This is a genomic window from Actinokineospora sp. HUAS TT18, from assembly GCF_051364635.1.
Classification (GTDB): domain Bacteria; phylum Actinomycetota; class Actinomycetes; order Mycobacteriales; family Pseudonocardiaceae; genus Actinokineospora.
The window spans coordinates 6,816,661-6,837,151 of the sequence record NZ_CP195645.1 but is presented as its reverse complement, the minus strand read 5'-3'; the positions used below and the strand labels follow the sequence as shown (position 1 = coordinate 6,837,151).

General features: G+C 70.5%; 22 protein-coding genes and 1 riboswitch. Of the genes, 11 read left to right on the top strand and 11 right to left on the bottom strand.

Annotated features, from left to right (window positions below):
- Window positions 1–13: 13 nt before the first annotated feature.
- A complete protein-coding gene (locus ACSHT8_RS31815; protein WP_436495286.1) occupies window positions 14–439 on the top strand; it encodes an HD domain-containing protein in 426 nt (141 codons plus the stop codon).
- Between the two features lie 35 nt (window positions 440–474).
- Here the strand turns inward: ACSHT8_RS31815 and ACSHT8_RS31810 are convergent, their stop codons facing one another.
- Window positions 475–2,247 (bottom strand): prealbumin-like fold domain-containing protein, encoded by a 1,773-nt coding sequence (locus ACSHT8_RS31810; protein WP_436495285.1) that lies wholly within the window; start codon window positions 2,245–2,247, stop codon window positions 475–477.
- Window positions 2,248–2,419: 172 nt separating this feature from the next.
- The gene (locus ACSHT8_RS31805) at window positions 2,420–2,788 is read right to left on the bottom strand and encodes an MmcQ/YjbR family DNA-binding protein (protein ID WP_436495283.1); all 369 of its coding nucleotides are present in this window, start codon (window positions 2,786–2,788) and stop codon (window positions 2,420–2,422) included.
- Between the two features lie 44 nt (window positions 2,789–2,832).
- Between ACSHT8_RS31805 and ACSHT8_RS31800 the strand changes: the two genes are divergently transcribed.
- Entirely contained in the window at window positions 2,833–3,237 is a 405-nt protein-coding gene (locus ACSHT8_RS31800) for a DUF3224 domain-containing protein (RefSeq protein ID WP_436495281.1), read from the top strand.
- Window positions 3,238–3,240: 3 nt separating this feature from the next.
- Window positions 3,241–3,666, top strand: coding sequence for a PPOX class F420-dependent oxidoreductase (locus ACSHT8_RS31795; protein WP_436495279.1), 426 nt, complete (start codon window positions 3,241–3,243; stop codon window positions 3,664–3,666).
- Window positions 3,667–3,692: 26 nt separating this feature from the next.
- Here ACSHT8_RS31795 and lepA read toward each other — a convergent pair whose 3' ends face one another.
- The 4 genes from lepA to ACSHT8_RS31775 form a co-directional block, all read right to left on the bottom strand.
- Entirely contained in the window at window positions 3,693–5,534 is a 1,842-nt protein-coding gene (gene lepA, locus ACSHT8_RS31790; RefSeq protein ID WP_436495277.1) for a translation elongation factor 4, read from the bottom strand.
- 112 nt (window positions 5,535–5,646) lie between these two features.
- Entirely contained in the window at window positions 5,647–6,489 is an 843-nt protein-coding gene (locus ACSHT8_RS31785; protein ID WP_436495275.1) for a transglutaminase family protein, read from the bottom strand.
- Window positions 6,486–7,433 carry an alpha-E domain-containing protein gene (locus ACSHT8_RS31780; RefSeq protein ID WP_436495273.1) on the bottom strand — a complete coding sequence of 316 codons (948 nt, stop codon included), beginning with the start codon at window positions 7,431–7,433 and terminating at the stop codon, window positions 6,486–6,488. Before ACSHT8_RS31780 ends, ACSHT8_RS31785 begins: the two co-directional genes overlap by 4 nt.
- Complete coding sequence (locus ACSHT8_RS31775) at window positions 7,414–9,060, bottom strand: circularly permuted type 2 ATP-grasp protein (RefSeq protein WP_436495271.1); 1,647 nt, start codon at window positions 9,058–9,060, stop codon at window positions 7,414–7,416. The genes ACSHT8_RS31780 and ACSHT8_RS31775 overlap by 20 nt, the downstream gene beginning before the upstream one ends.
- 119 nt (window positions 9,061–9,179) lie before the next feature.
- Between ACSHT8_RS31775 and ACSHT8_RS31770 the strand changes: the two genes are divergently transcribed.
- Both ACSHT8_RS31770 and ACSHT8_RS31765 read left to right on the top strand, forming a co-directional pair.
- On the top strand, window positions 9,180–9,674 hold the full coding sequence (locus ACSHT8_RS31770) for a SigE family RNA polymerase sigma factor (protein WP_436495269.1): 495 nt from the start codon (window positions 9,180–9,182) through the stop codon (window positions 9,672–9,674).
- Window positions 9,671–10,741 (top strand): hypothetical protein, encoded by a 1,071-nt coding sequence (locus ACSHT8_RS31765; RefSeq protein WP_436495267.1) that lies wholly within the window; start codon window positions 9,671–9,673, stop codon window positions 10,739–10,741. Before ACSHT8_RS31770 ends, ACSHT8_RS31765 begins: the two co-directional genes overlap by 4 nt.
- A gap of 38 nt (window positions 10,742–10,779) precedes the next feature.
- On the opposite strand, the gene ACSHT8_RS31760 is transcribed toward ACSHT8_RS31765, so the two are convergent.
- A complete protein-coding gene (locus ACSHT8_RS31760) occupies window positions 10,780–11,160 on the bottom strand; it encodes a VOC family protein (protein ID WP_436495265.1) in 381 nt (126 codons plus the stop codon).
- Window positions 11,161–11,211: 51 nt separating this feature from the next.
- Here ACSHT8_RS31760 and ACSHT8_RS31755 point away from each other — a divergent pair, with 51 nt between their 5' ends.
- The 3 genes from ACSHT8_RS31755 (at window position 11,212) to ACSHT8_RS31745 (ending at window position 12,866) form a co-directional block, all read left to right on the top strand.
- Window positions 11,212–11,649: a type II toxin-antitoxin system PemK/MazF family toxin gene (locus ACSHT8_RS31755; RefSeq protein ID WP_436495263.1), complete on the top strand. Its 438-nt coding sequence runs from the start codon at window positions 11,212–11,214 to the stop codon at window positions 11,647–11,649.
- Between the two features lie 63 nt (window positions 11,650–11,712).
- The gene (locus ACSHT8_RS31750; protein WP_436495261.1) at window positions 11,713–12,666 is read left to right on the top strand and encodes an SPFH domain-containing protein; all 954 of its coding nucleotides are present in this window, start codon (window positions 11,713–11,715) and stop codon (window positions 12,664–12,666) included.
- Complete coding sequence (locus tag ACSHT8_RS31745) at window positions 12,666–12,866, top strand: hypothetical protein (protein WP_436495259.1); 201 nt, start codon at window positions 12,666–12,668, stop codon at window positions 12,864–12,866. Before ACSHT8_RS31750 ends, ACSHT8_RS31745 begins: the two co-directional genes overlap by 1 nt.
- A gap of 1 nt (window position 12,867) precedes the next feature.
- Here ACSHT8_RS31745 and mscL read toward each other — a convergent pair whose 3' ends face one another.
- A complete protein-coding gene (gene mscL / locus ACSHT8_RS31740; protein ID WP_436495258.1) occupies window positions 12,868–13,323 on the bottom strand; it encodes a large conductance mechanosensitive channel protein MscL in 456 nt (151 codons plus the stop codon).
- 222 nt (window positions 13,324–13,545) lie between these two features.
- Here mscL and rpsT point away from each other — a divergent pair, with 222 nt between their 5' ends.
- Together rpsT and ACSHT8_RS31730 are read left to right on the top strand one after the other, a co-directional pair.
- Entirely contained in the window at window positions 13,546–13,809 is a 264-nt protein-coding gene (rpsT, locus tag ACSHT8_RS31735) for a 30S ribosomal protein S20 (RefSeq protein WP_436495256.1), read from the top strand.
- Window positions 13,810–13,881: 72 nt separating this feature from the next.
- Entirely contained in the window at window positions 13,882–14,376 is a 495-nt protein-coding gene (locus tag ACSHT8_RS31730; protein ID WP_436495254.1) for an acyl-CoA thioesterase, read from the top strand.
- Between the two features lie 245 nt (window positions 14,377–14,621).
- Here ACSHT8_RS31730 and ACSHT8_RS31725 read toward each other — a convergent pair whose 3' ends face one another.
- Window positions 14,622–15,596, bottom strand: a complete 975-nt coding sequence (locus ACSHT8_RS31725; RefSeq protein WP_436495253.1) for an alpha/beta hydrolase — start codon at window positions 15,594–15,596, stop codon at window positions 14,622–14,624.
- A gap of 80 nt (window positions 15,597–15,676) precedes the next feature.
- Window positions 15,677–16,654: a DNA polymerase III subunit delta gene (gene holA, locus ACSHT8_RS31720; protein WP_436495251.1), complete on the bottom strand. Its 978-nt coding sequence runs from the start codon at window positions 16,652–16,654 to the stop codon at window positions 15,677–15,679.
- A 108-nt stretch (window positions 16,655–16,762) separates the two neighbouring features.
- Window positions 16,763–16,892: riboswitch (SAM riboswitch) on the top strand.
- Window positions 16,893–16,903: 11 nt separating this feature from the next.
- Between holA and thrC the strand changes: the two genes are divergently transcribed.
- The gene (gene thrC / locus ACSHT8_RS31715; protein WP_436495249.1) at window positions 16,904–18,175 is read left to right on the top strand and encodes a threonine synthase; all 1,272 of its coding nucleotides are present in this window, start codon (window positions 16,904–16,906) and stop codon (window positions 18,173–18,175) included.
- 51 nt (window positions 18,176–18,226) lie between these two features.
- On the opposite strand, the gene ACSHT8_RS31710 is transcribed toward thrC, so the two are convergent.
- Entirely contained in the window at window positions 18,227–20,398 is a 2,172-nt protein-coding gene (locus tag ACSHT8_RS31710; protein WP_436495247.1) for a ComEC/Rec2 family competence protein, read from the bottom strand.
- Window positions 20,399–20,491: the final 93 nt, after the last annotated feature.

The window sequence follows — 20,491 nt, the reverse complement described above, 5'->3', positions numbered from 1 at the left end:
TTAGATTTTCGGCATGTTCACCGTCGATGACGCCGTCCGCATCGCCCGCGAGGCCCACGAGGGCCAGGTCGACAAGTCCGGGCGACCGTACATCGGCCACCCGCTGCGTGTCATGGGCCGGGTGACCAGCGATTACGAGCGGATGACCGCGGTGCTGCACGACGTCATCGAGGACACCCCCGTCACCGCAGCCGACCTGGCCGCCGCGGGCTGTCCGGCGGAGGTGGTCGCGGCGGTCGTGGCCATCAGCAAGGTGCCCGGGGAGGACCAGGAGACCTACCTGGCCAGGGTCGCGGCCAACCCGCTCGCGCTGACGGTGAAGTACGCCGACATCGCCGACAACTCCTCCCCCGAGCGGCTGCACTACCTGGACGAGCACACGCAGCAACGCCTGCGGGCCAAGTACCGGGCCGCGCTGGCGTTCCTGAGCATGGTGTGACGGGCCGGGGCGAAATCGCCCCGGCCCGCCCGCTCTCACCCGTTGTCGATCGTGAAGTTCTCCACGCCACACGCCGAGGTGGTCGGCTCGTTGTTGGCGTCACCGCTGTAGGTGACCAGCCACCGCCAGGTGCCCTCGGTGGAGGCGAAGACCGTCGTGTTGGTCGTGCTGTAGGTGCCGTTGCCCGAGACGGAGACGGTCTCGGTCAGGGCGGGGGTGCCCGCGCAGGTCGCGTCGGCCGGGCTGAACAGCTTGAACGTGATGGACCCGCCCGCACCCGCGGTCGCGCCGGTCAGCGTCGAACTGTCGTTGGGCAGCAGGGTCTGCGCGGTCGTCATCCCCGGCTGGATCTTGGTGATGACGACGATCTCGCTGGTGCAGACACTGATCGCCGGGTTGTTGTTGGCGTCGCCGCTGTAGACGACCTGCCAGTAGAACGTGCCCGCCGTGTTGAACGTGATCCCGTTGGAGTTCGGCACGATCCCGTTGGTCACGTTAACCGTGCCCGCGTCCTGCGGGTTCTGCGAGCAGCCGGTGTCGCTGTAGACGGTGTACGTCGCGGTTCCGCCCGCGTTGGCGGAGGCGCCGGACAGCGTCGCCGTGTCGTGGACCGTCGATCCGACCGGCGCGGACGTCGCCGAGAGGACGGTGGTGATGGTCGGGCTCAGCTTGGTCTTGTTGGTGTAGGTGCAGTCCACCAAGCCGTCGCCCGCCATGGTGATGTTCGCGGTCGCGCCGCTGGTGGTGACGCTGGTGCCCGCGCCGCTCGCGGTGCACACGAGGCTCTCGAACGTCCAGCCGGAGGGCGGGGCCGACTCGGTCACGGTGTACGCGCCGGAGTTCACGTCGGTGTAGGTGCGAGTGCCGCCGTTGGACAGGTTGAACGTCGACGGACTGAGGCCGCCGGTGGTGGTGTAGGCGAACGTGCTGTCACCGTTGACGGTCACCTTGTGGATCACGATGGACCCGCAGTTGCTGATGTTGACCGGGACCGGCGCGATGAAGTCCTTCAGCGCCGCAGTGAACGAGTCGGACGCGCGGCTCTTCAGGTAGGCCGAGCCGAAGGTCTTGCACACACCCGCCGGGAGGATGCCGGAGTCGGTCAGGTTGACCGCGGCCTCACCGAAGGTGCGCGCGCTCAGCGTGCGCGGGGCGTTCGGCGGGATCGGGTCGGAGACCGGGGCGGTGTTGATGGCGCCCTCGAAGAAGCCCGCGAGCGGCTGGAGCTTGCCCCAGCACGGCACCGAGTTGTTCGCCTCGCACACGGCGGCGGGGTCGCCCGCCGTCACCCAGAGGTGGTAGCCGAGGGACGGGTTGACGCCACCCTGTGACAGGTCGTACTTGATCAGGACGTCACCGGCGGTCCGGACCGGTGTGACGTTGTTGCCGGAGAGGGCGCTGTTCTGGTTGAACTCGAAGTCCATGTTGGTCGTGCCGTTGGGCTCCTGCACCCGCTCCCACCCCAGGTACAGGAATTCCTTCGACGCCACCTTCTCGTTGGCGACGTACAGCCTCGTCAGGTCGCTCTTGTTGTTCGGGATCGAGCCGGAGACGACCGACGGGACCGCGGTGTCCTCCTTGGTGCCCTGGCCGAACGAGTCGTCGGTCTGCCCGGTCGGCTTGTCGAGGCCGACCTTCAGGTTGGGTGCGTTGACCCAGTCCTGGGTCTCGTCGTTGAGGACGAGGTTTCCATCGCCCGCGTCGAACGGGCTGCCCGCCAGATTCGCGACGGCGGCGGGCAGATAGCCGACCACCAGCGCCATGGCCGCGACCGGGATGACCGCGAGCCGAGACCTACGAATGGACATCAAACGCCTCCTGCGGTTGCGAAAGCGTCGCGAAGAGGCAGATCCCCGAGTCTCTTCTCGGCGGGGTTGACGAGCGCCCAATCAGGCGCTCTTTCTGTGGCCCGCTCACACTCCGTGTGTGGGCTCAGACGGTTATGTCACCAAGCGCGACAGGCGGATAGGGGCGAACGGCCTACCCTGCGTCCAACTCCGCCACCAGCCGCTTGGGCGCCACCATCCGGTAGGCCTGGTCGACGATCTCGGCGATCTCCGCCCAGTCGACCTCGACGTCCACATAGACCCCGAGCCAGCCCCGGTGGCCGACGTAGGGCGGCCGGAAGTACCGCTCGGGGTCCTCGGCGACGAGTTCCTCCTGCGTCCCCGGCGGCGCGGCGCACCAGAAGGCGACACGGTCGTCGTGGTGGTTGTTCGCGTAGGTCACGAAGGTCTTCTTCTCCCGGACGAACCACGTCGGCTCGCCGTGGCTGAGGCGTTCGGTGGCCTCCGGGAATGCCAGGCAGATCTCGCGCAGCGCCGGGAGCGGGTCGGGAATGTCGGTCATGGCTGCCATGATGCACAGCAACCACGACACCCGCGGGAGAAACGATGGCCGAGCACGCCACCGGTGCGTTTGTGATCGACAGCTGGAACGCCGAGGACCCGTACGACGACCACGGCGGCACCGCGCTCGGCCACGTGACGCTCACCAAGACGTTCTCCGGCGGGCTGGTGGGCACGAGCGAGGTCCACATGATCGGCGCGCAGAACCCGGAGTCGGGTGTGGGCGCGTACGTGGCGTTCGAGCGGTTCCACGGCGACCTCGACGGCCACGCGGGCAGCTTCGTGCTCCACCACTCGGCCACAGCGGACAGTTCCGGCCAGACGGTGAGCGTGGCGGTGGTGCCGGGGACGGGCACCAACGAGTTGGCGGGCCTGACCGGCGAACTGGTGATCAGCCGCGACGAGGAAGGCGCCCACACGTACACCTTCGACTACTCGATCGCGGAGTAGCCGATGCACCGGATGTCAGAGCAGCGGTGGCGCGAGTTCGTCGAACACGGCACCCGTACGGGCAAGCTGGCCGTCGTGCGCCGCGACGGCACCCCGCACGTCACCCCGGTCTGGTTCCTGCTCGACGGCGACGAACTGGTCTTCACGACGTGGTCGGACTCGGTGAAGTACCGGGCGCTGCGCCGCGCCAAGACGTTCACGGTGTGCGTGGACGACCAGGAGCCGCCGTACTCCTACGTGATGCTGGAGTGCGCGCCGACGTTCGTCGACGACCTCGCCGAGGTCCGGGCGTGGGCGACCAGGCTTGGCGCCCGGTACATGGGCCAAGACCTCGCCGAGAGCTACGGTGAGCGCAACTCCGTCCCCGGCGAGTACCTCGTGCGCGGTCGGATCACCAAGGTGGTCGCGCTGGAGGGCATCGCGGAATAGGGACGGCTCGCGCCGCCCCTATTCCGCTACTTCTTGCCCTTCGCGGGTGCTTCGTCGGTGGACAGCGCGGCGACGAAGGCCTCCTGGGGCACCTCGACGCGGCCGACCATCTTCATCCGCTTCTTGCCTTCCTTCTGCTTCTCCAGCAGCTTGCGCTTACGGCTGATGTCACCGCCGTAGCACTTCGCGAGGACGTCCTTGCGGATGGCGCGGATGGTCTCGCGGGCGATCACGCGGGAGCCGATGGCCGCCTGGATCGGCACCTCGAACTGCTGGCGCGGGATCAGCTCGCGCAGCTTGGTGGTCATCCTGGTGCCGTAGCCGTAGGCGGAGTCGCGGTGCACGATCGAGCTGAACGCGTCCACCGCCTCGCCCTGCAGCAGGATGTCGACCTTGACCAGGTCCGCCGTCTGCTCGCCGGACTCCTCGTAGTCCAGTGAGGCGTAGCCGCGGGTGCGCGACTTCAGGGTGTCGAAGAAGTCGAAGATGATCTCGGCCATCGGCATCGTGTAGCGCAGCTCGACGCGCTCCTCCGACAGGTAGTCCATGCCGCCGAGCTGGCCGCGCTTGCTCTGGCACAGCTCCATGATCACGCCGATGAACTCGCTCGGGGAGATGATGGTGCACTTGGTGATCGGCTCGTAGACCTCGGCGATCTTGCCGACCGGCCAGTCCGACGGGTTGGTCACGGTCATCTCGGAGCCGTCGTCCAGCTTGACCCGGTAGACCACGTTGGGCGCGGTCGAGATCAGGTCGAGGCCGAACTCGCGCTCAAGGCGGTCGCGGGTGATCTCCAGGTGCAGCAGGCCGAGGAAGCCCAGCCGGAACCCGAACCCGAGCGCGGCGGAGGTCTCCGGCTCGTAGGTGAGGGCGGCGTCGTTGAGCTGCAGCTTGTCGAGCGCGTCGCGCAGGTCGGGGTAGTCGGAGCCGTCCACTGGGTACAGTCCCGAGTAGACCATCGGGCGCGGCTCGCGGTAGCCGGCCAGGGCCTCGGTGGCGCCCTTGCGCTCGGAGGTGACGGTGTCGCCGACGCGGGACTGGCGGACGTCCTTCACACCGGTGATCAGGTAGCCCACCTCGCCGACGCCGAGGCCGACGCTGGGCTTGGGCTCCGGGGAGATGATCCCGACTTCCAGCAGCTCGTGCGTGGCGCCGGTGGACATCATCTTGATCCGCTCGCGCGGGGTGATCTTGCCGTCGACCACGCGGATGTAGGTGACCACGCCGCGGTAGGTGTCGTAGACCGAGTCGAAGATCATCGCCCGCGCGGGCGCGTCGGCGTTGCCGACCGGCGCGGGCACCTGCTTGACGACCTCGTCGAGCAGTTCGCTCACCCCGAAGCCGGTCTTCGCCGACACCCGCAGCACGTCGCCGGGCTCGCACCCGATGATGTGGGCGATCTCGGCGGCGTACTTGTCCGGGTCGGCGGCGGGCAGGTCGATCTTGTTCAGCACCGGGATGATGTGCAGGTCGCGGTCGAGCGCCATGTAGAGGTTGGCCAGCGTCTGCGCCTCGATCCCCTGCGCCGCGTCGACCAGCAGAATCGCCCCTTCACACGCGTCGAGCGCCCGGGACACCTCATAGGTGAAGTCGACGTGCCCCGGCGTGTCGATCATGTGCAGGACGTGCTGGTTGCCGTCGACCACCCAGGGCAGCCGCACGTTCTGCGCCTTGATCGTGATGCCGCGCTCACGCTCGATGTCCATCCGGTCGAGGTACTGCGCCCGCATGTCGCGCGCCTCGACGACGCCGGTGATCTGCAGCATGCGGTCGGCCAGCGTGGACTTGCCGTGGTCGATGTGCGCGATGATGCAGAAGTTCCGGATGAGCTCCGGTGTCGTGAAGGTCTTGTCAGCGAACGTAGCCACTCAGGTCCTCGCATGGTCAAGGGATAGCCATATCGTCCCATGCCGCCGAGACGCCCCTGACCGGGAGCGCTCGCACACCTCCCAGCGATGGTTCGTTTACGCAACGTCACCGTCATGCGAGCCTGGTCACCGCCACCGAGACTTCGATCGCCGAGGCCGCGCCGCCGCTGTAGGTGCCCTTGACCGGTGACACGTCCGCGTAATCCCGCCCCGTCGCCACCCAGATGTGTCGCGGCCCGATCTCCACGTCGTTCGTCGGGTCGAACCCCCACCACCCGCCCGTCCACGCCTCGATCCACGCGTGGCTCTCGCCCTGGATGGCTTCGCCGATCTTGGCCTCCGGCTTCGTGTGCAGGTAGCCCGACACGTACCGCGCGGGGATCCCGATCGCCCGCAGCATGCTCAGGGTCAGATGGGCATAGTCCTGGCAGACGCCCTCCCGCGCCTCCCACGCGTCCACCGCCGAGCTGTGCACGCCCGTGGTCCCGCGCCGGTACGTCAGCCGGTCGTGCACCAATTCAGACACGGCCAACACCGCCTCGAACGGCTTCCGCCCCTTCCGCATCGACCGGGCGAGCATCCCGAGTTCCCGGTGCCGCGGCACGTACCGGGTCCACTCCAGGAACTCCGCGTACCGGTCGACCACCGCAGGGTCGCGCAGGTCGGCCCACGTCGCGGCGTCGACCGGCTCGGTCGTGTCGCCCGTCTCGACGACCGACGACGCCACGATCTTCAGTTCCGTGTGCGGGGCGTGCAGGTCGAAGGAGGTGACGTCGGTGCCCCAGTAATCGGTGTACCGGTAGGACCGCGTCGGCGGCGTCGTCTCGATGCGGCTGACCACCAGGTTCTGCCGCCGGTCGCTGCGCGGGGTCAGCCGGGCCTCGTTGAACGACTGCACGACCGGTGCCTCGTACCGGTAGCCGGTCGTGTGCACGACCCGGATCCGCCACGTCACAGGCTCACCTCCGCGTTGGTCCACGCCACCCACGGCACGGAGTGGAAATACTGCTGGGACACGGCCTCGCCGACGTCGCGGACCGTGGTCTGCAGGTCGAGCAGCCTGCCGGTCAGGTTCTCCAGCAGCTCTTCCGGCCGCAGGAACTCCAGGTCGCTGCGGGCCTTGCCCAGCAGCCGGATGGCCTCGGCCTTGGCCCCGACCCGCACGGTCGGCCGGTGGTCGAGCTGCTCCAGGCACGACTCGGCCTGCCGCAGCGCGTGGAACACCGAGCGCGGGAACAGGCGGTCGAGCAGCAGGAACTGCACCACCCGCCGCGCGTCCAGCGCGCCCCGGTACGTCCGCAGGTACGTGTCGTGCGCCCCCGCGGACCGCAGCACCGTCACCCAGCCAGGTGAGGACGGCTTGTCCCCCACCCGGGACATCAGCAGCCGGACGATCATGTCGACGCGCTCGACCGACCGCCCCAGCACCAGGAACCGCCACCCGTCGTCGCGGCTCATCGTGGAGTCGGCCAGGCCGGCGAACATCGCCGCGCGCTCCTCGACGAACGAGAAGAACGAGTGCGGGCCCGTGCGCTTGGCCGCCTTCTGCCGGTCGGGCAGCGCGTTCCACATCGCGTTGATGCACTCCCACAGCTCCGTCGACACCACCTCCCGCGCGACCCGGGTGTTCTCCCGCGCGCTGGTGATGGACGAGACGATCGAGCCGGCGTGGTCCCGGGAGAACGCCACCAGGTCGGTCAGCGGCCGCACGTCGAGCGTGGTGCCGTCCGGCGGGGTGATGCCCAGGACCGCGAGCAGCTGGCGGCTCGTGGCGTCGGCGTCGACCGTGGCGTCCTCCAGCAGGTGGTGGACGGAGACGTCGAGGATGCGCGCGGTGTCGTCGGCCCGCTCGACGTAGCGCCCGATCCAGTACAGCGACTCAGCGTTGCGTGCGAGCATCGCCGCCCTCCCTCGACTGTTGCTGCTGCTGTTGCTGCTGCGCCGTGCTCAGTTCCGGCCCGCGCTCGGGCGCGATGTCGTCACGCGGCCCGCCCACCCCCAGGCCCGCGCCGCTCAGCTCGCTGTCCACAGTGGACGACCGGGCGGCCAGCACCCAGGTGTCCTTCGACCCGCCGCCCTGCGACGAGTTGACCACCAGCGACCCCTCCGGCAGCGCGACGCGCGTCAGGCCGCCGGGCAGGACGAACACCGACTTGCCGTCGTTCACCGCGAACGGCCGCAGGTCGACGTGGCGCGGCTTGAGCCGCTGCCCCACCTTCGTCGGCACCGTCGACAGCTGCACCACCGGCTGCGCGATCCACCCGCGCGGGTTGGCCCGCACCTTGGTCCGCAGCGACGCCAGCTCCTTGGCCGAGGCGTTCGGCCCGAAGACGATCCCGTACCCGCCCGACCCCTCGACCGGCTTGACCACCAGCTCGGCCATCCGGTCGAGCACCTGTTCCTGCTCGTCGGCAAGCCAGCAGCGGAAGGTGTCCACATTGGGCAGCAGCGGCGTCTCGCCGAGGTAGTACTTCAGGATGTCGGGCAGGTAGGTGTAGACGAGCTTGTCGTCGCCGACGCCGTTGCCGACCGCGTTCGCGATCACCACGTTGCCCGCGCGGGCCGCGTTGAGCAGGCCCGCGATGCCCAGGACCGAGTCCGGCCGGAACTGCACCGGGTCGAGGAACTCGTCGTCGATGCGCCGGTAGATCACGTCGACCTGGCGCTCGCCCTCGGTCGTGCGCAGGTAGATCACGTTGTCGCGGCAGAACAGGTCGCGGCCCTCGACCAACTCGACGCCCATCTGCCTGGCCAGCAGCGAGTGCTCGAAGTACGCGGCGTTGTGCACACCCGGGGTCAGCACGACGACGGTCGGGTCGGCCACGTTCGCCGCCGCGGCCGCCCGCAGCGAGCGCAGCAGGTTCACCGCGTAGTCGCCGACCGCGCGGACCCGGTGCTTGGCGAACAGGTCGGGGAACACGCGCGCCATCGTGCGGCGGTTCTCCATCACGTAGGACACCCCGGACGGGTTGCGGAGGTTGTCCTCCAGCACCCGGAACGTGCCCTCCTCGTCGCGCACGACGTCGATCCCGGACACGTGGATGCGCACCCCGTTGGGCGGCACCAGGCCCGCGGCGTTGCGGTGGAAGTGGTCGCAGGAGGTGATCAGCCGCCGGGGCAGCACGCCGTCGCGGATGATCTGCTGGTCGCCGTAGATGTCGGCGAGGAAGGCCTCCAGCGCCTGCACCCGCTGCACGATGCCCTTCTCCAGCCGCGCCCACTCGGCCGCGGTGATCACCCGCGGCACCAGGTCCAGCGGGAACGGCCGCTCCTGGCCGGACAGCGAGAACGTGATGCCCTGGTCGACCAGCGCGCGGTCCAGTGCCTCCGACCGCGCCTGCAGGTCGCCGGGCTGCGACTCGGCCAACTGCTCATGGAGTCTGCGATAGGCCTGCCGGACGGCCGCGTCGTCGGCGAACATCTCGTCGTAGGCCCCGGCGTGCGGGCGCCGCGGGTCGAGGTAGCCGTCGAACAGCCCACCCATCCGCGGGCCGGCGGTGCGGCGTGACCTGGTTGAGCGCTCCATCCAGGCATCTTCGCCTACCGGACACTTCTTGGCACTAGGCATGTGATCAAGCGAGGCAGCAGATCACCCCCGTGAGCGCGTATGACCGGTGTGCGATCAACGAGCAGAAGGGAGCGCCCGTGACCCTGGAGGAGTTCGTCACCCAGCGCGTCCCCGGCCTGCTCCGCTACGCCACCACGCTGACCTGCGACCCGCACCTCGCCGAGGACATCGTCCAAGAGGTGCTGCTGCGGGCCCAGCGGAGGTGGCGGCGGATCGGAGCCATGGATCCGCCGGACCACTACGTCCGGCGGATGATCACCAACGAGTACCTGTCGCAGCGCAGGCGCAAGGCGTTCCACGACGTGCGGGTCGCCCCCGACTCGATGGCCGACTACGGCCCGAGCCTCGCCGACGGCACCGCGGCCTACGACGAGCGCGACGAGATGCTCGCCCGGCTCCGGGAACTGCCGCCGCGCCAGCGCACCGCCCTCGCCCTGCGCTACTACTGCGGCCTCTCCGACGACGAGATCGCCCACACGATGCGCTGCCGTCCGGGAACCGTGCGCGGCCACATGTCCCGCGCCCACGCGACGCTGCGCGCCCTCACCGAGCCGACCGGAGCACCCCGATGAACGACACCCAGGAAGAGCTGATCAAGGCCGCTTTCCAGCGGCAAGCCGAGCGCGCGCCGGACGTCGTGCGCATCCAAGCCGCCCTGCGCGCCGCCGAGCGGCCGTCGCGCCTGCGGTGGGTTGGCCTCACGGTCGCCGCCGCGGCGGCCGCGACCGCCATCACCGTCCCGATCGTCCTCACCCGCGACCTCGCGCCGACCGAGAACCCGGTCGCCTCCGGCGAGCCGAGCCCGACGACCGTGCGCCCGGCCACGCCGGTCCGGGAACCGGGACTGGCGTTGCCCTACAAGCCGACCTGGCTGCCGGAGGGATTCGTCGAGTTCACCCGGTCGGGTGGTGGCGAGCACGAGCCGTGGTCGCGGGTGTGGACGGTCAACCCGGCTGAGGTGCGGTGGCCTGACCTCGGCACCCAGACGTTGATCTTCCAGCGGCGCTCGGGCAGCAGCCTGCCTCACGGCATCGAGCAGGGCGAGGTCATCCAGGTCAACGGCGTCCAGGCGTATCTGGGCCGTGGCATGGCCATCGGCGGCGACCGCGGCGACACCGCCGAGGTCATATGGATCCAGTCGCCAGGCGAGGTGCTGCGGCTGTCGCTGAACGGCTTCCCCAACGCCATCGAGACAGTGCGCAGGATCGCCCAGTCGATCGAGGCCGACCCGGTCGCAGCGGTGCCCGCGGAGGCCCTCCGGTTCGGCTGGCTCCCCGACGGCATGGTCAACGACGTGGTCAACGCCAGCGGGGACCGGCCGAACCACTACAGCCTGTTCCGCAGCAGCATGTCGGGGGGCGACAAGGCGATCCAGGCGACGGTCTCGGACGCCCCGCCGATCTGGATAGATGAGCCCGGCATCAACCGCACCGAGACTCCGGTGACTGTCCGTGGGCTGCAGGGCAAGCACGTCAGCGTGAGCGGCGACACCCGGCCCTCGAGCGGCATCGTGGTCCAGCTCGCGGACGGGCGCTGGCTGAACGTGGGCGGCCCCCCGGACCGGGACTTGATGGTCCGGGTCGCCAACGAACTGCAGATCGCCCCGCTGACGCCGATGAACTGGATCGGCAAGCCCTGATCGACGCTGTGCCGCCGGGCGCCTGGGGGTGCCCGGCGTCAGGGCGTTCGGGGGTCCAGCCGCATCGGATGGTCGGGCGGCACCTGGACCAGCACGATCCGAATGCCGTCCGGGTCGACCAGCCAGGCCTCGTGCAGGCCCCACGGCTCCAGCCGCGGCTCCCGGGTGATGTTCGCGCCCCGGCCGCGCAGCTCGTCGACGCTGGCGGCGAGGTCGCGGACCTGGAGCCACAGGGCCAGGTCGGGACCCGCCCGGGTGCTGCCCTGGCTGGACACCTCCAGGTGGCCGTTGCCGAGGAAGAACACCGTGCCGCCGGGGAACTCGCGGAAGATCGCCAGGCCGAGCACGTCGCGGTAGAACGCGAGCGACCGCGGCGGGTCGACCGGATGGATGATCAGTCGGCTGCTGAGGAACTCCACCCTTCAAGTCCTACCGGCGATCGGGCCAGCGCGCGACTACGCTCGCTCGCCGTGCACGCCTCCTCCGATGACCCTCGCCCCGCCCGCGGCGCGGTGTGGCAGGTGCCCACCGCCGATCACCCGGCCACCATCGCCTACGCCCCTGACCTGGACGGCGCCGCCGATCCGGGCGAGATCGTGTGGGCGTGGGTGCCCTACGAGGACGACCCACAGCGCGGCAAAGACCGCCCGCTGCTGGTCGTCGGGCGCCATGGCACGGCCCTGCGCGCGTTGATGCTGTCGAGCAAAAGTCCGCACGAACGCGAGCGCGACGACTGGCTCGCGCTCGGCTCCGGCAAGTGGGACCGCGACGGTCGCGAGTCCTTCCTGCGCATGGACCGGCTGTTCGAGCTGGGCGAGCACGACATCCGCCGCGAGGGCGCGGTGCTGGAGGCCGACCGCTTCGCCTTGGTCGCGGTCGCCCTGCGGGAGCGCTACGGCTGGCGATGACTGGACTTCAACCCCGGAAAAGTGATATCACTTTGATAGGCAAGTGCTAACCGGGGAGGAACCATGGCCGCACCTACGGCTTCCACTGACTTCGACCGACCGATCCTGCCGACGCCACACGTGCGCGAGACCGAGGCGTTCTGCATGTCGGGCCTGCCGCTGGTGGGCGCGGCCTTTGTGCTGCTGCTCGCGGGCTTCGCGCTGATCGCCGTCGGCCTCGCCGGACTCGCGGAAGGGATCGACATCGCCACCGGCCTGGCGATCGCCGCGATCGTCGTCGGGTTCCTGTCGATCCTCGCCGCCGCGGCGGCGGGCTTCGGGCTCACCATGGTCGCCCCCGGCGAGGCCCGGGTCCTGCAGTTCCTCGGCCGCTACACCGGCACGGTCCGGCTCGACGGGCTGCGCTGGGTCAACCCGCTCACCACCCGCCGCCGCGTGTCGACCCGGATCCGCAACCACGAGACCGCGGTCATGAAGGTCAACGACGCCGACGGCAACCCCATCGAGATCGCCGCGGTCGTCGTCTGGCAGGTCAAGGACACCGCGCGGGCGGTGTTCGAGGTCGACGACTTCATCGCCTTCGTCGCCATCCAGACCGAGACCGCGGTGCGCCACATCGCCAACACCTACCCGTACGACGCCCACGGCGACGGCCAGATGTCGCTGCGGGACAACGCCGAGGAGATCACCCACCGGCTGTCGGCGGAGATCGCGGCCAGGGTCGAGGCGGCCGGGGTCAACGTGATCGAGTCCCGCATCACCCACCTGGCGTACGCGCCGGAGATCGCCCAGGCCATGCTGCGCCGCCAGCAGGCGGGCGCGGTCGTCGCCGCGCGGCAGCGGATCGTGGAGGGAGCGGTCGGGATGGTGGAGATGGCGCTGGAGCGGCTGGCCGCCAACGAGGTCGTCGAACTAGACGAGGAACGCAAGGCGGCGATGGTGAGCAACCTGCTGGTCGTCCTGTGCGGCGACCGGGACGCCCAGCCCGTGGTCAACACCGGGTCGCTCTACCACTGATGAGTGAACGCAAGAAGGTCCTCTTGCGCCTGGACCCCGCGGTCCACGACGCGGTGGCCCGGTGGGCGAACGACGAGCTGCGCAGCACCAACGCGCAGATCGAGTTCATGCTCCGCCGGGCCCTCGCCGACGCCGGACGGCTGCCGGACGGGGCGGGCGGCCTCCCCCGACGAGGCCGCCCGCCCAAATCCGAGGACTGACCTACTCGGCGACCTTCGTCCGCGAGGCGATGATCTCGATGTCCTCTTCCTCCAACTGCGCGGGTTCGATATCGGCGGTGCACCACTTGCACTTGAGAGCGTCGATGGGCACGAATTCCTTGCAGTACGGACACTCGCGGCTGCCCTGCGCCCGGAAGTTGCCCAGCCCGGCCTTCTTCATGAGCTTGACCAGCCCGAACAGCACCAGCCCGAGCAGCAGGAAGTTCAACAGCTCGGTGAGGAACGCGCCATACCTGAGCTCGGCCCCGTTGACGGTGAAGAGCAGGCCGCTGAAGTCCGGCTTGCCGAAGATCGCCGCGACAAGCTGCATCAGCACGTTGCCCGCGAGGCTCTCCACCAGCGCCGCGAACGCGGTGCCGATGATGAACCCGAGTGCGAGGTCGAACATGTTCCCGCCGAGCGCGAACGCCTTGAACTCACTCCACAGCGCCTTCACGGTGTGTCTCCTTCCCAGTCATTTGGGTGACATTTCGCCCCGGGCGGCGCTGACCCGCAACTCAGGGAGGCGATTCGTATCCCCCAACACCGGCCTGTTAACCTTGCCGAGCGCGTCGTGCGGCACTCCGTCATGGAGGAGACCTGCACACGCAGGGCCACGCGACCCCGGTCGCATCCCACTCGCGGCGCGCGATCCGGTTGACGATCGAGGAGTAAACGCATGGCGAACATCAAGTCCCAGATGAAGCGGATCAAGACGAACGAGAAGGCCCGCCTTCGCAACAAGTCCGTCAAGTCCTCGCTCAAGACCGCGATCCGCAAGTTCCGCGAGGCCGCTGACGCAGGCGACAAGGCCAAGGCCGCCGAGCTGCTGAAGGACGCCAGCCGCAAGCTGGACAAGGCCGCGGGCAAGGGTGTCATCCACCCGAACCAGGCCGCCAACAAGAAGTCGGCCATGTCGCTGGCGGTCAACAAGCTCGGCTGAGCCACCCCGCTTTCGAAGGGGCCGTCCACTGTGGTGGGCGGCCCCTTTCGCGTGTGCCGGCAGACTGCGGCCATGGAACCGAAGCCGACGTCGGCCGCCCGCACCTCGCTGTCGCACATCATGACGGCCCTCGACACCAACCTCCTGGGCACCGTCCACGGCGGCGTCATCATGAAACTGGTCGACGACGTCGCGGGCGCGGTGGCCCAGCGCCACTCCGGCGGCCCCGCGGTCACCGCCGCGATGGACGGCATGACGTTCCTGCACCCGGTCCGAGTGGGTGACCTGGTGCACGCGCACGCGCAGGTCAACTGGGCGGGACGGTCATCGATGGAGGTGGGCGTCCGGGTGGTCGCCGAACCGTGGGACCGCGCGGGCGTTCCCCCGACGCGCGTCGCCACCGCCTACCTGGTCTTCGTCGCCGTCGACGGCGACGGCAACCCGCGCCCCGTCCCGCCGGTGACCCCGGAAACCCCGGAGGACGAACGCCGAGGCCGCGAAGCCGAGATCCGCCGCCACCACCGCCTCACCCGCCGCGACGAGATCATGGCCAGCCGCGAAGCCTGACCCACGCGCCGCACAGCCCACCCGCCCGGCACGCCCCGGAACCCCGTCGCCCCAGCCCGCCGGCCCGGCGCCGCCGCGCCGTGCCACGCTCCCTGCCCAAACCGACCCTGCCGCTTCACCGCGCCCTATCGCCGCTCCCGCCACGCCGCTCCAACCCGGCCCTGCCGCCCCGATCTTCCCGGCCGCTCGGCCTTGCCCTGCTCGTTCTACCCAGCCCGGTCATCTTCTTATGGCCGCTCGTGTGCTCAGGCGGCGGACTGGCCCGCCGCGCGGGCGACCATCTCCCGGGTGAAGGCGACCACCTCGGCCACCGCCTCCGTGCTCTGCGGCATGAACCCCGCCAGCACCGGGAACGCGTGCACCTGCCCCTCCCAGACCTGCAGCTCGACCGGTACCCCGGCCGCGGCCAGCCGTTCGGTCATCCGCTCCGCGTCGCTGCGCAGGACCTCCGTGGCGGCGACCTGGATCAGGCACGGCGGGAGGTCGGCAAGCACCCCGTTGATCGGCGAGCGCAGCGGGTCGATCGGCACCTCCCCCGGCAGGCTCAACGCGGTCAGCGCGGGCAGCCGCTTGGCCGGGATGAACGGGTCGCGTGACCGGTTGGGGTGCGCGAGGCGCGCGGTGTCATCGAAGTCGAGCCACGGGGAGATCGCCGCGATGCCCACCGGCTTCGGCAGGCCGTCGAGGTCCGCCCGCAGCGCGGTGGCGAACGACAGGTGCCCGCCCGCCGAGTCCCCCGACAGCACGATCGGCCCGACCCCCTCGGCGAGCAGCCAGCGGTAGGCCGCCACACAGTCGTCGAGCGAGTCGGCGAGTGGCGACTTCGGCAGGTGGCGGTAATCCACCGACAGCACGGTCATCCCCGTCAGCGCCGCGATCCTGGCCGCGATCCGGCGGTGGCTGGCCAAGCCGCAGAACAGGAACGCCCCGCCGTGCATGTAGAGAACGGCGCCCTCGCCCTCGACGCCTTGCTTGGGGCGCATGAGTTCCCCGCGCACCTCCGGCGTCGAGATCCGCTCGATCGTGACGTACCTCGGCCGCGGGATGAGCCTGCAGAACAAGTCGACCAGCGGGTAGGCGACCACCATCGGCCCACGCAGCGGCCAGAAGCGCAGCGTCGGATAGACGAACGTCCGCGTCAGCGCGTAGATCACCCGGCTGAGGAAACCCTTGCCGCCTCGGTGTTCGACCTTCACCGTGTGCTGACCCTCGACGGACATGCGACCCCCTCACCCTTGCCTACTCAAAAGTAGGTTAGGGCGGGTCCGCGAGTGGGGTCAATCACTCGCCACCGGGTCTGTCACTCCCGGCGGTGTGCCTTGGCGATCTTTAGCACCGCCCGCTCAAGGGCGTAGTCGGGATCGGCGGCGACACCCTTGACGTCGGCGTTGACGTCGGCGACCACCCGCATCGCCTCGGCCAGCCCCGCGGGCTTCCACCCCCGGCTCTGCGCCAGCGCCTTCTTGACCTTCCACGCGGGCATGCCCAGTTCCCCGGCCAGCCGGAACGGATCGGCCCGGCCAGCGCCCGCGACCCGCGCCACCGTCCGCACCGCGTCGGCCAGCGCGTCGGCGACGAGCACGTGCGCGACCCCGGTCTGCATCGCCCAGCGCAGCGCCTCCAGCGCCCCGGCGACATCCCCGGTGACGGCCTTCTCCGCGACCGCGAACCCGGTCACGTCCGCCCGCCCCCGGTGGTAGCGCCGGACCGCTTCCTCGGTCACCGCACCCGCGGCGTCGGCGACCAACTGCGCCGAGGCGGCCGCCAGCTCCCGCAGGTCCGACCCGACCGAGTCGATCAGCGCGGCGACGGCCGCCGGGTCGGTCTTGCCGCCCGCCCGGCGGATCTCGTTGCGCACGAACGCCTCGCGCTCGGCGGGCTTGGTGATCTTCGCGCACTCGGTGACGACCGCTCCGCCCTTGCGCATCGCGGCGACGATGTCCTTGCCCGCCTTGCGCCCGCCGCCGTTGTGCACGACGACGAGCACGATGCCGTCCGACGGCGCCTTCGTGTAGCCGACGACCGGCGCCACGATGTCCTGCGTCGCGTCGTGCGTGGCGTCCAGAACGATCACCCGCGCCTCGGCGAACAGCGACGGCGAGACCAGCTCTGCCAGCTCAGGCCCTGTGAGATCAGCCACGCGCACCCGCGTCAGGTCGGCGGTGGCGTCAGCGAGGCGTGCCGTGTCGAGCGCGGCCCGCACGGCGCGTTCGACCAGCAGTTCCTCCTCCCCGAGCACGAGCTGCAACGGGGGCGGGGTGACCGCGGGGGAGTTCACGTCCAGAGATCCTGCCACGTCCACGGGCGCGCAAGCCCTCTCGGATACTGGACACGCGCTGGCTCCCGGCGGACACGGTGCCGTAGCGTCGGCGACACAACTTAATACCGCTCATCCAGAGGGGCAGAGGGAACGGCCCGACGAAGCCCCGGCAACCGGCGTGAGCACATGTCTTGATCACCAGGACATGTGTGCGATCACGGTGCCAATTCCGACCCGCTCGCGGGACAGATGAGGAGATACCTCGCGATGACATCGACAGTTGACGCCCAGCGTTCCACCGCGCTCGACCTCGGACCGGCTCGCGCCCTGTCCTGTCGCGAATGCGGTCACCAGACGCCTCTCGCCCCGGAATTCGCCTGTGCCGAGTGTTTCGGCCCGCTCGAAGTCGCCTACGAGTTCGGCAACATCACCCGGGCTGACATCGAAGCGGGACCCCGATCCATCTGGCGCTACCGCGGCCTGCTGCCCGTCCCGGCCGACGTCGACGCCCACCCGAACACCGACCCCGGCCTGACCCGCCTGGTCAAGGCCGACCGCCTCGCCGCAGCTCTCGGCGTGCGCTCGCTGTGGGTCAAGGACGACACCGGCAACCCGACGCACTCCTTCAAGGACCGCGTCGTCGCCGTCGCCCTGGCCGCCGCCCGCCAGCTCGGCTTCAAGGTGCTGGCGTGCCCCTCGACCGGCAACCTGGCCAACGCCGTTGCCGCGGCCGCCGCCCGCGCGGGCTGGGATTCAGTTGTGCTGGTCCCCTCCTCTCTCGAAAAAGCCAAGATCCTCACGTCCGCCGTCTACGACGGCTCGCTGATCGCGATCGACGGCAACTACGACGACGTCAACCGCCTCGCCACCGAGCTCGCCGCCGAGCACGAGGACTGGGCGTTCGTCAACGTCAACGTCCGCCCGTACTACGCCGAGGGCTCGAAGACCCTGGGCTACGAGGTCGCCGAGCAGCTCGGCTGGCGCCTGCCCGAGCAGGTCGTCATCCCCGTCGCCTCCGGCTCGCAGCTGACCAAGGTGGACAAGGCCTTCCGCGAGTTCGGTGAGCTCGGCCTGGTCGAGGCCACCCCGTACAAGATCTTCGGCGCCCAGGCCACCGGCTGCTCCCCCGTCTCCACCGCCTTCAAGGCGGGCAGCGACGTGATCGCCCCGGTCAAGCCCGACACCATCGCCCGCTCTCTGGCCATCGGCGCCCCCGCCGACGGCCCCTACGTCCTCGACGCGGTCCGCCGCACCGGTGGCGCCGTCGAGGACGTCACCGACGCCGAGGTCGTCGAGGGCATCCGCCTGCTGGCCCGCACCGAGGGCATCTTCGCCGAGACCGCGGGCGGGGTCACCGTCGCCACCGCGAAGAAGCTCTTCGAGTCCGGCCAGCTAGACCGCGACGCCGAGACCGTCCTGCTCATCACCGGCGACGGCCTCAAGACCCTGGACGCCGTCCAGGACCACGTCGGCCCCCTCGCCACCGTCCCGCCGTCCGCCGCCGCGGTGCACGAAGCGTTGGCCCGCAAGGGCAGGTAGCCGCGCCCTCTGGGGGATCGACCGCCCTCGATCCCCCAGAGCCGCACCCGCCTACCGCTTGCCCGGCGAACCGCGCGAGCGGGCTGTCGGGCCGGGTAAGACCGCGCTGTCGCCGTCGGTGTCGGTGCGGACGATCCGGGTTCCCTTGTCCCGCAACGCTGTCACCGTCCGCGGACTCGGGTGGCCGTAGCGGTTGCCCGCCCCGACACTGACCAACGCGACCCTGGCACCCACCGCGTCAAGGAACTGCGGGGACGTCGTCCGCGAGCCGTGGTGCGGCACCTTCACCACGTCCGCCGAGACGTCCACATCGGACGCGAGCAGGTCGGCTTGGGCGGCCAGTTCGATGTCGCCGGTCAACAGCACCCGCCCGGCACGCGTGGCGGCTCGCAGCACCAGTGAGGTGTTGTTGATCGCGCTTCCGCTCTCGTCGTCGGTTCTCTCCTTTCCATTGGCGGCCAAGACTTCGATGTCCAGACCGGGCCAGCTCAAACGTTTGCCCGCATTCAGCTCGGTCACCGGCACCCCGGCGCCGGCCGCCGCACGACGGACCTGCCGCCAGGCCCACTCCGGCGCACGGCCTGCGCCGACGGCCACAGCGCCCACGGACCGGCCGCCGAGCACACCGGCCAAGCCGCCGACATGGTCGGCGTGCAGGTGGCTGAGGATCACCGCCGGCACCCGGTCGACGCCGAGCCGGTCGAGGCAGTCGTCCACCGGTCCGGCCTCCGGCCCCACGTCGACCACCACGGCACGCCCGGGTTCCGCCGTGGCGAGGACGACGGCGTCGCCCTGACCGACATCGCAGGCGACAACGGCCCAGCCCGGCGGCGGCCACCCCGGGGCGAGGACTCGGACCGGGATCACCACGACCAGCACCGCCACCAGCCCCAGCGTGACCAGCGACCGGCCGCGCCGCGACCGCCACGCCAGCGCCACCCCGCCGACCAGCGCCGCCAGCAGGAGCCCACCCCACCAGCCGTCCGGCCAGCCGACCGTCGCGCCGGGGACGTCCGCGGCGAACCGGCCCACCGCGATCACCCAGTCGAGCTCCGGCCCCGCCAGCCTGACCAGCAGCTCCGCCAACCACGGCCACACCGGCATCACGACCGCGGCCAGCACGCCCAGCACCGTGGCCGGTGCCACGACGGGTGCGGCGACCAGGTTCGCCAGGATGGCGACCAAGCTGAGCTGCCCGTGCACACCCGCCACGACCGGAGCCGTGATCACATACGCCGCCGCGGGCACCGCGAGCGCCTCCGCCACACCCCGAGGCACCCGGCGCCGGGTGAGCGCGTCCGCCCACCGCGGCACCAGGAGCACCAAAGCCCCGGTCGCCAGCACCGACAGCACGAACCCGAGCGCCGTGGCCATCCCCGGGTCGACCGTGACGAGCACGATCGTGGCCGTGCCGAGCGCGGGTACCGCCGACCGCTCCCGCCCGATCGCCAACGCGAGCAGGCCGACGGCACCCATCACCCCGGCGCGGAGCACGCTCGGCTCCGGTCCCGCCAGCACCACGAACCCGACCAGCCCGGCCATGGCACCCGCCGCCGCCGACCGCGCCCCGAACCGAAGGAGCCGCAACAGCAACAGGATCGCCACGCAAACCACAGTCAGGTTCGCGCCGCTGACCGCCAGCAGGTGCGACAACCCACCGGCCCGGAACTCGTCCACCACCGTCGGCGACAGGCCGTCCTTGTCGCCGACGACCACCGCGGGGAGCAGTCCGGCGGACTCCGGGTCCAGGACACCCGACGCCTTCCGCAACCCCTTCCGCAGCGAGTCAGCGACCGACTCCCACGCCGGCGGTGGCCCGACGGCCCGCGGCGGGTCCCGCACCCGGACGAGGGCGACGACCAACTCCCCCGACGTCGCGGGCGCGAGCGTCCCTCTGACGCTGACCACCTGACCGGGCAGCAGGCGTGACCACTGGTCGACGGGGGCGATCAGCAGCACGTCCGACCCGGCACCGACCTCGGCGGTCATGACCACCGACCCGACCCCGGCGGGCATCCCGCCGAACCCGGCACTGCGCACCGGTCTCGGCCGCTCCCGGATCTCGGCCCGCCACTCCACGACCGCGCCGCGGGCGGCGGCTTCCCGCAGCGGATCGGTCGCCGCGTCGTGGATCCGGGACCCGACCGGCCAGAGTGCCAGCACCCCGCAGGCCAGCAGCGGCCAGGCCGAGCCAGGCTTGCGAGCAGGGACTCTGACCATCATCACGAGCGCGATACCGACCGCGGCGGCACCGATCACGAGTGTCAGTCCCCAGTGGACAAGCAGGCCCAGCAGTGCGGCCAGCCACAGAGCGAC

Bases quoted from the DNA above. Each gene is read 5' to 3' on its own strand.
- ACSHT8_RS31815 (WP_436495286.1), top strand. From the start codon at position 14: ATGTTCACCGTCGATGACGCCGTCCGCATCGCCCGCGAGGCCCACGAG.
- ACSHT8_RS31810 (WP_436495285.1), bottom strand. From the start codon at position 2,247: ATGTCCATTCGTAGGTCTCGGCTCGCGGTCATCCCGGTCGCGGCCATG.
- ACSHT8_RS31805 (WP_436495283.1), bottom strand. From the start codon at position 2,788: ATGACCGACATTCCCGACCCGCTCCCGGCGCTGCGCGAGATCTGCCTG.
- ACSHT8_RS31800 (WP_436495281.1), top strand. From the start codon at position 2,833: ATGGCCGAGCACGCCACCGGTGCGTTTGTGATCGACAGCTGGAACGCC.
- ACSHT8_RS31795 (WP_436495279.1), top strand. From the start codon at position 3,241: ATGCACCGGATGTCAGAGCAGCGGTGGCGCGAGTTCGTCGAACACGGC.
- ACSHT8_RS31780 (WP_436495273.1), bottom strand. From the start codon at position 7,433: ATGCTCGCACGCAACGCTGAGTCGCTGTACTGGATCGGGCGCTACGTC.
- ACSHT8_RS31775 (WP_436495271.1), bottom strand. From the start codon at position 9,060: ATGGAGCGCTCAACCAGGTCACGCCGCACCGCCGGCCCGCGGATGGGT.
- ACSHT8_RS31765 (WP_436495267.1), top strand. From the start codon at position 9,671: ATGAACGACACCCAGGAAGAGCTGATCAAGGCCGCTTTCCAGCGGCAA.
- ACSHT8_RS31750 (WP_436495261.1), top strand. From the start codon at position 11,713: ATGGCCGCACCTACGGCTTCCACTGACTTCGACCGACCGATCCTGCCG.
- ACSHT8_RS31745 (WP_436495259.1), top strand. From the start codon at position 12,666: ATGAGTGAACGCAAGAAGGTCCTCTTGCGCCTGGACCCCGCGGTCCAC.
- rpsT (WP_436495256.1), top strand. From the start codon at position 13,546: ATGGCGAACATCAAGTCCCAGATGAAGCGGATCAAGACGAACGAGAAG.
- ACSHT8_RS31730 (WP_436495254.1), top strand. From the start codon at position 13,882: ATGGAACCGAAGCCGACGTCGGCCGCCCGCACCTCGCTGTCGCACATC.
- ACSHT8_RS31725 (WP_436495253.1), bottom strand. From the start codon at position 15,596: ATGTCCGTCGAGGGTCAGCACACGGTGAAGGTCGAACACCGAGGCGGC.
- thrC (WP_436495249.1), top strand. From the start codon at position 16,904: ATGACATCGACAGTTGACGCCCAGCGTTCCACCGCGCTCGACCTCGGA.
- ACSHT8_RS31710 (WP_436495247.1), bottom strand. From the start codon at position 20,398: ATGATGGTCAGAGTCCCTGCTCGCAAGCCTGGCTCGGCCTGGCCGCTG.